Genomic DNA, 10114 nt, shown 5'->3' with positions numbered 1-10114 from the left:
CGCGCCCGCGCCGGCCGTGGCCGCCCCTGCGGCCTCGGCCCCCACGACGGCGACGGCGGCCGGCCCGGACTTCAGGCCCAAGCCCTTCACCCCGGCTCCGCCCGAGCCTCCGGCGGTGGAGAAGCCCGGCGCGGTCCTGTTCGAGCAGCAGGGCAAGCCGGCTTCCGCCGGGCCCGCCGCCGCTCCTGGGGCCAAGGCCTCGCCGGCGGCCCAGCCCGCGCCCGCTCCGGGCGAAGCCGCCGCCCCCGGCGAACGGGCCTACTTCACCTTCGAGGTAGGCGAATTCGCCCATGCCGCCTCGGGCAAGGAACTCATGGCCGCCCTGGAGGCCAAGGGCTTTTCCACCCGCATGGACCAGGCCAAGCGCAACAACAAGACCTTCTACAAGGTCTTCGCCGGCAAGGAAGGCTCGCGGGCGGCGCTGGAGGCCGAACTGTTCGGCGACGGCGTGACCGAGCCGCGCCTGGCCGAGGAACGGCCGGCCGGATCGGCTCCGGCCGGAAAGGCCGCCGCTTCGGCCCCGGCTCCCGCCGCCGCGCCCGCGGCCAAGGCCCAGCCGGCGGCCGGACCCAAGGTCTCCGCACCCATCGCGCCGCCCATCGTCGAGCCCGCGCCGCCCTTGCCCGACGGCTACGTGCCGCCGCCCAAAAAGACCGGTTCATGATCCCCGGCCGTCCCCCCGGACCGCCGCCCCCCGTTTGGGCGCGGTCCGGGCCGGGCGGCCGGGACCGGCCGTGGCCAGGCCGACGATGCCGGCCAGCACGGTCGCGCAGCCGACCATCTCCCGCCAGCCGACGGATTCCCCGCACACAAGCGCCGCGAAGAAAAGCGCGGACACGGGCATGACGCCCGTGACCACGCCGGCCGTGGCCGCGTCCACCCGCACCACGCCGTAAAACCACAACACGTAGGCCGCAATCGTCACCCCCAGGGCGTAGTGGACCACGGCCGCGACGACTCCGGGAGTCAGCGCCGCAGGATCGAGGCTCCCTGCCTGCCACAGGCCCGGCGCCAGAAAAAATCCCGTGCCGGCCGCCGAGACCCAAAAGGCGGCTCCGAGCGGCGAAAGGGGCTCGGTCAGGGCCCGGCGCAGCAGCAGGAACACGGCCTCGAAGGCCACGGCGCAAAGGACCAGGGCGTTGCCGAGCACGGGCGAGGGAGTGTCGGCCCTGGCCGGCGCGGCAGTCAGGAGGGCGATGCCGGCCATGGTGGCCAGGATGCCGGCCACGGCCCGGCCAGACGGCCTTTCCCGGAAGAAAAGCCAGCCCAGAAGCGTCACGGCGGCCGGGGTCGCTGCCGCCGCCACCCCGGCCTCGGCCGCGCCCGTCAGGCGCAGCCCGGCCAGCAGGCAGACCGTGAAAAGAAACGAGCCGCAAAGCGCCTGTCCGCAAACCACGGCCAGGCCGCGCCGGGACAGGCGCGGCAGCCGGCCCTCGCGGGCGATCACCAGCGGCGCCAGTACCAGGCTCGCCAGGGCGAAACGCACGAGCGAAGCGAAATGGATGGGCAGGGCCGCCGTCAGGATGCGGCCGGCGGCCACCGAGGAACCGACCAGGAGCATGGCCCCGGCCAGGGAAGCCAGGGCCTTGGCGCGCGTCGTCATATCGCCTCCGGAAAATGGGGATGACGGGCGCAGGATAGACTTATCGGGCGGCGGGGTTTTGAACGATCTTGCGGTAGGCTCCGGGAGTGAGGCCAAAGCGCCTGGCGAAGGCGCGGGTCAGGTGGCTCTGGTCGGCGAAACCCGTTGCCGCGGCGATGTCGGCCAGGCGGTCGGGCCCGGCCAGGGCGCGCCTGGCGGCGCGCAGGCGATGGGCCAGCAGGTGGGCATGGGGCGGCAGGCCGGTGCGGTCGGACACGGCCCGGGCCAGGTGCCAGGGAGAAAGGCCCGTGGCCCGGGCCAGTGCGACCAGGCTGACATTTTCGGCGTAGCGTGCCGCCAGGATGTCCAGGGCCAGGCGCACGGCCCGGGGCTCGGGGCCGGGCTTTCGCGAGGGAGCCTGGCTCTCGGCGAAGCGCCGCACCCAGGTGGCGAGCAGGGCGAGGAGCGCCGTCTGCCGCGCCATCTCGCCGGCTTGGGGCGAAAAAAGCAGGCAGTGGACCTCGGCGACCTGGGCCGCAAGGCTTGGGTCCTCGATGATTCCCTGGCGGAAGAACGGCGGGGCCGCGCCCTCGGGCAGCACCATGGCCAGGGCCGCGGCCGGCAGGTAGAGCATGCGGTAGCGCCAGCCTTCGGGCAGGGCCGGTTCGCCGTCGTGGGGCACGTCCGGCTGCACGAGGTTGACGCAGCCGGCCGGGGCCACGAGCCGGCTGCCCCGATAACGGAAGGCCAGGGCCCCGGCCTCGATGACGCCCAGGGCATAGCCGTCGTGGGCGTGGCGGGAAAAGCGCTGGCGGCGGTAGCTGGCCCGCACGGCCAGGGCGTCCGGGCCAAGGAAGGGCAGGGGGCGGGCCTCGATGGCGTCGGTCGGGGGATTTCGGGGCGTGGTCATGGCGCGCCGCCGCCGCGCGGGGCGCGGCGGCGGCAGGCGGGGCCGTCTACTGGGAGACGGCGTTTCTGCGGTACTGGATGTAGGCGTCCTTGATGGCGCTGTAGGGATCCACGGCCGGCTTGGTCACGCTGTCGTAGGTCTCCAGGGTGGTGGGCAGGTTGTTGAACACGTCGCCCGCCTTGACGATGTAGGACAGGTACCAGGGGTTGTCGTCGCCGTAGACGGCCCAGGGGCCGAAGATCCAGAAGAGCGGGTTGGCCACGGCGTCGCCGGCCAGACCGACGGTGTCGCGGGCGGACGAGGGGCCAAGGAAGGGCCAGACGATGTAGAAGCCGTCGCCGATGCCCCAGGAGCCGAGGGTCTGGCCGAAGTCCTCGTTGCCCGGCTGGAGGTTCGGGTCGGCCTTGGCCACGTCCATGAGGCCGCCGACGCCGATGGTCGAGTTGATCATGAAACGCCCGAATTCCCTTTGAGCCTTGGTGAAATTGAGCTGGAGCAGGGCGTTGACGAAGCGGATGGGGAAGATGAAGTTCTGGTAGGCGTTGGTCAGGCCCGTGCGTACGAAGCGCGGGACCACGATGGCGTAGCCTTTGGCCAGGGGCCGCATGAACCCGCTGAAGAACAGGTGGTTGAAGCCGAACCAGAACTTGTTCCAGCGGTAGAGGGGATCGGCCACGGGCGCGGGCGCGGTCTCGGCGTAGCCGTCGTCGTCCGCCTTGGCCTGCGAAGCCGTGCCGGTTTCCAGGGCGGCTGGCGCGCTCACTGCCGGCTTGGGGCTCTCCTGATTGATGGGAGTCCCGGCGGCCTGACAGACAGGAGCGGCCGCAAGCGTGGCGGCGAGCAGGACGAGCAGGATGTTGCGCGGCATGGAGATAGGCATGTGTTGTTCCCCGGCAATGCGTTCCGTGGCGTTCCCGGCTGCCTGGCCCATGCTCTGCGGCAGCCCTGTTGCTTGTCCGCGACTCCCGGCGCGAGGCTAGGATTTCTTCGCGGCGATCTTCGCGATCAATGCGTCCGGCGACTCGTTGACGAGGATCTGGCCGAACTGGGTGCGGTAGTTCTGCACGAGGCTCACGCCCTCGATGACCACGTCGTAGACCTTCCAGCCGTTACGGTCGGAAAGGCGGTAGGAGATGGGAATCTCCTTGCCCTTGCCCACGACCTTGGTGTCCACTTCCGCCTTGCCGGGCCCCAGATCCTGCTCCTTGAGATACTGCACCTTTTCATCGGTGTAGCTCTCGATTTTGTCAAGGTAGGTGTTCTGCAAAAGCTGCCCGAACGCGGTCACGAAGCGCTGCTGCTGCTCGGGGCTGAAGTTGTTCCACTGGGCGCCCAGGGCCCGGCGGGAGAGCTCCTTCATGTCGAAGACGGCGTCGATGGACGTGAGGAGCTTGGCGCGCATGGCCGGCCGGGTGTCCGGGTTCTTGTAGGCGGGATCGGCCAGCAGGGCGATGATCTTGTCGATGGAGACGCTTAGGGTTTCGGTCGGCGCGCCGGCCAGGGCCGGAGCGGCCAGGGCGGTGACGAGGGCCAGGGACGCAAACAGGCGGCTCAAAGAACGCAGCATAGGAAAATACCAATGTTCCGTAGAGGTTCGCTTGGGTCGGACGCGCTATTTCACGCCGCCGAACACGTATTTGCCGATAAGGTCGCCGAGGTCCACCGAGGCCTCGGTCTCGACGATGACGCCGCCGGGGCCCAGAACTTCGTCCGAGCCGCCGGGCGAGACTTTGACGAACTTGTCGCCGATGAGCCCGCTGGTCTTGATGGAGGCGATGGAATCGTCGGTGAGGCGCACGCCCTTGTCGATGTCGAGGGTCACCAGGGCCATGTTGTCCTTGGTGTCGAGCCTTATGCCGCCCACCCGGCCGATGCGCACGCCGGCCATCTCCACGTAGGCCCCGCTTTTGAGTCCCGTCACGTCCTTGAAGCGGGCCGTCAGCGGATAGCGGTCGCCGCCGAGCACCTCGAGCTTGCCGAGCTTGACGGTCAGGTAGGCCACGCACAGAAGGCCCGCCAGAACGAAGATGCCGACCGTCGTCTCCATGGAGTATTTTTTCATGCCAGTGGCCTTTTACGGCTATCCCGCCGAAGTTGCAACTCGCCCCGACGCAGCCTCAAAGGAGGAACGAGGTCAGGACGTAGTCCGCCACCAGGATGGCGACGCAGGAGAACACCACCGCCGCCGTGGTGGCCAGGCTCACGCCCTTGGCGCCGAAGCCGTCGCGGCGGGCGTGGGTGAAATAGCCCTGGTAGCAGCTGATGGCCGCCACGAGCAGCGCGAAGACCACGGATTTGACGAAGCCGCCGCTCACGTCGGTCAGTTCCACCGCCGCGTCGATGCGGTCGAAATAGGTTCCCGGGTTGATGCCCAGAAGGGCCACGCCCGTGAGGTAGCCGCCGCCGATGCCCACCACGTCGAAGATGGCCGTCAGGAGCGGAAAACAGATGAGCGAAGCGGCCAGCCTTGGCGCGATGAGAAAGCGCATGGGGTTGATCCCCATGGACCACAGCGCGTCGATCTGCTCGGAAATGCGCATGATGCCGATCTCGGCCGCCATGGACGAGCCTGCCCGGCCCGTGATCATGATGGCCGTGAGCACCGGACCCAGCTCCCGGATGATGGATAGGGACACGGCGGCCCCGAGAAGCCCTTCGGAGCCGAACTTCACCAGGGTGTAGTAGCCTTGCAGGCCGAGCACCATGCCGGTGAAGAGCCCGATGAGCACGATGACGAAGATGGATTTGACCCCGATGAAATAGACCTGCTGCACGATCTTGCGCCAGGACGGGGAAGGGATGGCGATCCGCCAGAGCCCCTGGACCAGGAAGATGCAGAAGCCCCCCAGCTCGGCGACCACGGTGAGCACCGTGCGCCCGACGAAGGCCGCAGGGGAAAGCAGGAATGTGATGGCGTCGGTCATGGCATGCTGGCGCTTGGTTAGGCCCTCCTCGGGCCGGCCGGGCTTCGGATTACACCGGATTCATGCAAATGGGAAGCGCTCCCGGCCCCTTTCCCGGGTTGACGGGGTGGACTTTCTGTTTTAACCGTATGGTTAAAAGAAAAGGTTGGACCATATGGTTGAAAACGACTCCCAGGACACGGTGCGCCAGCGCATCCTCGAAGCGGCGGCCGAGGAGTTCGGCCGGGCGGGCTTCTCCGGGGCCAAGGTCGAGGCCATTGCCCGAAGGGCCGGGGTCAACAAGGCCGGGCTCTACTATCACGTGGGCAACAAGGAAAAGCTCTACGAGGCGGTCATGCTGCACCTCTTTGGCCAGGTGGCCGGCGCGCTGGAGGCGGCGGTCAAGGCCGGCCCGGGGCCGGGCGACGCCTTCACCGCCCTGGCTCTGGCCATGGCCGGGCTTTTCTCCCGGCTGCCCGCCCTGCCGCGCATCATGGCCCTGGAGATGGCCTCGGGCGGGGCCAGCATGCCGCCGGCGGCCATGACGGAATTCCGGCGCATCTTCTCCGTCACCCGGGGCATCCTGGAAAAGGGCCTGGCCCAGGGAACGCTTTCGCCGGCCGAACCCGTGCTGGTCCACCTGACCCTCGTCGGGACCATGGTCATCTACAGCCTGTCCGAGCCGCTTCGGACCCGGTTCGCCGCCGCGTCCCGGGATCTGGGGCTGCGCCTCGACCTGTCCTTGACCGACGCGGCCGCCTTCGTCGGCGGCCTGCTGGCCAGGGGCCTGGCCGCTCCGGCCCGGCCGGACGCGCCCAAGGAGGGAGGCCATGAAAACGCCTAGAAGCCGCCTTGCCGTGCTCGTCTTGGCCTGTATTCTCCTGGCCGGTTGCGAATCCGGGGAGCCCAGGGCCTACCAGGGCTACGTCGAGGGCGAGTTCGTGTACGTGGGCGGCAAGATCTCCGGCCGGCTGGACGCCCTGCGCGTGGCCCGGGGGGACGTGGTTTCCGCCGGCCAGGCGCTGTATGTGCTGGAGCACGCCTACGAGACGGCCGGCGTGGCCCTGGCCGAGGCCGACCTGCGTCAGGCCGAGGATACGCTTCGCGACAAGCAGAAGGGCCTGCGCCCGGAAGAGATCGACCAGCTCGTGGCCGACCTGCGCCGGGCCGAGGCCGCCCACGCCCTGTCGGCCCTGGAATACGACCGCCGCATCAAGCTCTACGGCGACGCCGTCATCGCCAAGGAGGACCTCGACACCTCGCGCACGACCAACGCCCGGTACAAGCAGGAGGTGAAGGAGCTGGAGGCCAAGCTGGCCACGGGCAAGCTGCCGAGCCGCGTGGACCAGATCCGCGCCGCCCAGGCCGCCGTGGACGCGGCCCGGGCCGCCCTGGACCAGGCCCGCTGGAACCTCGGCCAGATGACCCAGGCCGCCGGCGTTTCCGGCCTCGTCTACGACGTCCTGCACTACGCCGGCGAGTGGGTGGCGGCCGGAAGCCCGGTGGTGACGCTCCTGCCGCCGCAAAACGTCAAGGTGCGCTTTTTCGTGCCCGAGGCCGTGGCCGGGTCTCTGGCCGTGGGGCAGTCCGTCGAGGTCTCTTTCGACGGCGGCGCGCCCGCGACGGCCACGGTGTCCTACATCGCCCCCTCGGTGGAGTACACGCCGCCGGTCATCTACAGCCAGGGCTTTCGGGAAAAGCTCGTGATCATGGTGGAGGGGCGCTTCGCCCCGGAGGTGGCGGCGCGCATGCATCCCGGCCAACCCGTGGACGTGTCCCTGCCGTCCGCCCGGGCCGCCAAGCCGGCGGGAGGCGGGGCATGAGCGAGGCGGCCCCGGTCATCGACGTCACGGGCCTGACCAAGATCTTCGGCAAGAAGACCGTGGTGGACCACATCGACATGCGCGTGGCGCGCGGGGAGATCTACGGGTTCCTGGGGCCCAACGGCTCGGGCAAGACCACGTTCATCCGCATGCTCTGCGGCCTGTTGCGCCCGGACGACGGCGCGGGCACCTGCCTGGGCTTCGACGTGCGCGGCCAGGCCGAACTCATCAAGCCCCACGTGGGCTACATGTCCCAGAAGTTCTCGCTCTACGAGGACATGACCGTACGCGAGAACCTGGACTTCATCAGCCGCATGTACGGCGTGGCGGACCGGGCCGGGGCCATCGACCGCACCGTCGCGCGCATGAACCTGGGCCGGTTTCGCGACCAGCTGGCCGGCACGCTCTCGGGCGGCTGGAAGCAGCGTCTGGCCCTGGCCGCCTGCATGATCCACGAGCCGCAGCTCCTGCTGCTCGACGAGCCCACGGCGGGCGTGGACCCCATGGCCCGGCGGGATTTCTGGGACGAGGTGCACAAGCTGGCCGGCGAGGGCATCACGGCGCTCATCTCCACCCACTACATGGACGAGGCCGAGCGCTGCCACCGCCTGGCCTACATCGCCTACGGCCATCTGCTGGCCACGGGCACCGTGGCCGAGATCGTGGCCGCCGAGGGCCTGGCCACCTACGAGATTTCCGGTCCGAAGCTCTACGACCTCATCGACCGGCTGCGCGGCCTGCCGGGCGTGGAGCAGGTGGTGGCTTTCGGCCTGACCCTGCACGTCAGCGGCCGGGACGGCGCGGCCCTGGCCAAAAGCCTCGAACCCTTCGGGCGCGAGCCCCTGGCCGTGACGCGCATTCCCTCCAACCTCGAAGAGGTCTTCATCAGCCTCATGCGCAAGGCGACCACGTGATGCGAAGCATCTTCACCTTTTCGCCCAAGCGGTTCGCGGCCGTGGTGAGCAAGGAGTTCACCCAGATGCGCCGCGACCGGGTGACCTTCGGCATGATGGTGGGCATTCCGCTGCTCCAGCTCATCCTCTTCGGCTACGCCATCAATTCCGACCCCAAGCACCTGCCCACGGCCATCCTGGACAACGACCGGTCGATCTTTTCCCGCGACATGGCCATGGCCATGAAAAACAGCGACTACTTCGCCTTCACCAAGGAGATCTCGCACGAGGCCGAGGCCGACGAGCTGCTGCGCCTGGGCCGCATCCAGTTCGTGCTGACCATCCCGGAGAATTTCGGCCGCGACCTGGCGCGCGGCGACCGGCCGGTGGTGCTGCTCGAGGCCGACGCCACCGACCCTTCGGCCACCTCCAACGCCGTGTCCGCCATCCGCCAGGCGGCGAGCGAAGCCTTCAACCGCGACCTGACCGGGCCGCTGGCCCCCCTTCGGGCCGCCGAAGGGCCGGTGGACCTGCGCATGCACGCCCGCTACAACCCCGAGGCCATCACCCAGTACAACATCGTGCCCGGGCTCATGGGCGTGGTGCTGACCATGACGCTCGTCATCATCACGTCGCTCGCCATCACCCGCGAGCGCGAGCGCGGCACCATGGAGAACCTGCTCATCACCCCGGTGCGTCCGACCGAGGTGCTGCTCGGCAAGATATTGCCCTACATCATCGTGGGCTACCTCCAGATGGGGCTCATCGTCCTGGCGGCCAAGCTCCTGTTCCGGGTGCCCATGGTCGGCAGCCTGCCGCTGCTTTTCCTGGTCTCCTTTCCCTTCATCGCCGCCAACCTGGGCGTGGGCATCACCTTTTCCACCATCGCCCAGAACCAGCTACAGGCGGTGCAGATGTCCTTCTTCTTCTTCCTGCCGAGCATTCTGTTGTCCGGTTTCATGTTTCCCTTCCAGGGCATGCCGGAGTGGGCGCAGTGGATCGGCTCGGCGCTGCCGCTGACGCATTATCTGCGGGTGGTGCGGGGCATCGTGCTCAAGGGCAACGGCTTCTTCGACATCCTGCCCCACATGTGGCCCATCGGCCTCTTTCTGCTCCTGTCCCTGGGCCTCGGCGTCAAACGCTACCGCCAAACCCTGGATTGATCCGCGCCCAAGCACCGCCTCAGGGAACATTCCTCCCCCCAGTGGGGAGGTCCAGGAGGGGGTCACCCCCTCCTGGCCGCCGGAGGCATCTTCCCTTCTCTCCTCTCTCCTCTCTCCCTACCGTCGTGAGCCGCCGAAAATCGCGCCCAGGACGCCTCGGGCGATCTGGCGGCCGATCTGCGTGCCGATGGAGCGCAGGGCGCTTTGGGCCATGCCGATGACGAGCTTTTCGGCCTGGGACGGTTTTTCCTTTTGGGGCGCGGCTTGCGTTTCCCGGGCCTCGGCGCGGGACTTGAGCATCTCGAAGGCCGAATCCCGGTCGATGGCCTGCTCGTAGTGCCCGTAAAGGGGCGAGGCGCGCACCATGGCCTCGCGTTCGGCGTCGCTTAGGGGCAGCATGCGGCTTGCCGGCGGCACGACCAGGGCGCGCTGCACCACGCTTGGCTCACCGCGCGCGTCGAGGCAGGAGACCAGCGCCTCGCCGACGCCGAGCGCCGTCAGCGCCGCCTTGGCGTCGAGCTTCGGATTGGGCCGGAACGTGTCGGCCGCGGCGGCCACGGTCTTCTGGTCGCGCGGGGAAAAGGCGCGCAGCGCATGCTGCACGCGGTTGCTGAGCTGGCCGAGCACCGTATCGGGCAGGTCCAGGGGCGACTGGGTGACGAAATAGACGCCTACGCCCTTGGAGCGGATGAGGCGCACGGTGAGTTCGATTTTTTCCAGCAGCGCGGCCGGGGCGTCGTCGAAGAGCAGATGCGCCTCGTCGAAGAAAAAGACGAGTTTGGGCTTGTCCGGGTCGCCCACCTCGGGCAGGCGCTCGAAAAGCTCGGCCAGGAGCCACAG

Annotated in this window: 12 protein-coding genes; 5 read left to right on the top strand and 7 right to left on the bottom strand. The window is 68.8% G+C overall.

What is annotated here, in order from left to right:
- Nucleotides 1-664, top strand: a 664-nt coding sequence (locus Q1K70_RS21930) for an SPOR domain-containing protein (RefSeq protein ID WP_300164847.1), incomplete at its 5' end; no start/stop codon positions are given.
- On the opposite strand, the gene Q1K70_RS21925 is transcribed toward Q1K70_RS21930, so the two are convergent.
- From Q1K70_RS21925 to Q1K70_RS21900, 6 genes are all read right to left on the bottom strand, one after another.
- Nucleotides 659-1603 (bottom strand): DMT family transporter, encoded by a 945-nt coding sequence (locus tag Q1K70_RS21925; protein ID WP_300164845.1) that lies wholly within the window; start codon nt 1601-1603, stop codon nt 659-661. The genes Q1K70_RS21930 and Q1K70_RS21925 overlap by 6 nt on opposite strands.
- A gap of 40 nt (nt 1604-1643) precedes the next feature.
- Nucleotides 1644-2492: an AraC family transcriptional regulator gene (locus Q1K70_RS21920; protein WP_300164842.1), complete on the bottom strand. Its 849-nt coding sequence runs from the start codon at nt 2490-2492 to the stop codon at nt 1644-1646.
- A gap of 46 nt (nt 2493-2538) precedes the next feature.
- Nucleotides 2539-3372 carry a VacJ family lipoprotein gene (locus Q1K70_RS21915; protein WP_300164839.1) on the bottom strand — a complete coding sequence of 278 codons (834 nt, stop codon included), beginning with the start codon at nt 3370-3372 and terminating at the stop codon, nt 2539-2541.
- Between the two features lie 96 nt (nt 3373-3468).
- Complete coding sequence (locus Q1K70_RS21910) at nt 3469-4059, bottom strand: ABC transporter substrate-binding protein (RefSeq protein ID WP_300164836.1); 591 nt, start codon at nt 4057-4059, stop codon at nt 3469-3471.
- A 45-nt stretch (nt 4060-4104) separates the two neighbouring features.
- The gene (gene mlaD, locus Q1K70_RS21905; protein WP_300164833.1) at nt 4105-4554 is read right to left on the bottom strand and encodes an outer membrane lipid asymmetry maintenance protein MlaD; all 450 of its coding nucleotides are present in this window, start codon (nt 4552-4554) and stop codon (nt 4105-4107) included.
- A gap of 55 nt (nt 4555-4609) precedes the next feature.
- Nucleotides 4610-5416, bottom strand: coding sequence for an MlaE family lipid ABC transporter permease subunit (locus tag Q1K70_RS21900; RefSeq protein ID WP_300164830.1), 807 nt, complete (start codon nt 5414-5416; stop codon nt 4610-4612).
- 154 nt (nt 5417-5570) lie between these two features.
- On the opposite strand from Q1K70_RS21900, the gene Q1K70_RS21895 reads away from it, so the two are divergent.
- Genes Q1K70_RS21895 through Q1K70_RS21880 form a run of 4 tightly spaced genes read left to right on the top strand, consistent with a single transcriptional unit; the run spans nt 5571 to nt 9274 of the window.
- Nucleotides 5571-6239 carry a TetR/AcrR family transcriptional regulator gene (locus Q1K70_RS21895; RefSeq protein ID WP_300164827.1) on the top strand — a complete coding sequence of 223 codons (669 nt, stop codon included), beginning with the start codon at nt 5571-5573 and terminating at the stop codon, nt 6237-6239.
- Complete coding sequence (locus Q1K70_RS21890) at nt 6226-7218, top strand: HlyD family efflux transporter periplasmic adaptor subunit (RefSeq protein WP_300164824.1); 993 nt, start codon at nt 6226-6228, stop codon at nt 7216-7218. The genes Q1K70_RS21895 and Q1K70_RS21890 overlap by 14 nt, the downstream gene beginning before the upstream one ends.
- Nucleotides 7215-8132 (top strand): ABC transporter ATP-binding protein, encoded by a 918-nt coding sequence (locus Q1K70_RS21885; RefSeq protein WP_300164821.1) that lies wholly within the window; start codon nt 7215-7217, stop codon nt 8130-8132. Before Q1K70_RS21890 ends, Q1K70_RS21885 begins: the two co-directional genes overlap by 4 nt.
- On the top strand, nt 8132-9274 hold the full coding sequence (locus tag Q1K70_RS21880; protein ID WP_300164850.1) for an ABC transporter permease: 1143 nt from the start codon (nt 8132-8134) through the stop codon (nt 9272-9274). Before Q1K70_RS21885 ends, Q1K70_RS21880 begins: the two co-directional genes overlap by 1 nt.
- Before the next feature lie 117 nt (nt 9275-9391).
- Here the strand turns inward: Q1K70_RS21880 and Q1K70_RS21875 are convergent.
- The coding region (locus tag Q1K70_RS21875) for a helicase HerA-like domain-containing protein (protein ID WP_300164818.1) at nt 9392-10114 on the bottom strand (723 nt) is incomplete at its 5' end.

The sequence above is a fragment of the Solidesulfovibrio sp. genome (genome assembly GCF_029978005.1).
GTDB lineage: Bacteria > Desulfobacterota > Desulfovibrionia > Desulfovibrionales > Desulfovibrionaceae > Solidesulfovibrio.
This window is presented reverse-complemented; position numbering and strand designations above follow the sequence as displayed.

Coding starts and splice junctions, on each gene's coding strand:
- Q1K70_RS21925 (WP_300164845.1), bottom strand. CDS start 1,603: ATGACGACGCGCGCCAAGGCCCTGGCTTCCCTGGCCGGGGCCATGCTC.
- Q1K70_RS21900 (WP_300164830.1), bottom strand. CDS start 5,416: ATGACCGACGCCATCACATTCCTGCTTTCCCCTGCGGCCTTCGTCGGG.
- Q1K70_RS21880 (WP_300164850.1), top strand. CDS start 8,132: ATGCGAAGCATCTTCACCTTTTCGCCCAAGCGGTTCGCGGCCGTGGTG.
- Q1K70_RS21890 (WP_300164824.1), top strand. CDS start 6,226: ATGAAAACGCCTAGAAGCCGCCTTGCCGTGCTCGTCTTGGCCTGTATT.
- Q1K70_RS21920 (WP_300164842.1), bottom strand. CDS start 2,492: ATGACCACGCCCCGAAATCCCCCGACCGACGCCATCGAGGCCCGCCCC.
- Q1K70_RS21915 (WP_300164839.1), bottom strand. CDS start 3,372: ATGCCTATCTCCATGCCGCGCAACATCCTGCTCGTCCTGCTCGCCGCC.
- mlaD (WP_300164833.1), bottom strand. CDS start 4,554: ATGAAAAAATACTCCATGGAGACGACGGTCGGCATCTTCGTTCTGGCG.
- Q1K70_RS21910 (WP_300164836.1), bottom strand. CDS start 4,059: ATGCTGCGTTCTTTGAGCCGCCTGTTTGCGTCCCTGGCCCTCGTCACC.
- Q1K70_RS21885 (WP_300164821.1), top strand. CDS start 7,215: ATGAGCGAGGCGGCCCCGGTCATCGACGTCACGGGCCTGACCAAGATC.
- Q1K70_RS21895 (WP_300164827.1), top strand. CDS start 5,571: ATGGTTGAAAACGACTCCCAGGACACGGTGCGCCAGCGCATCCTCGAA.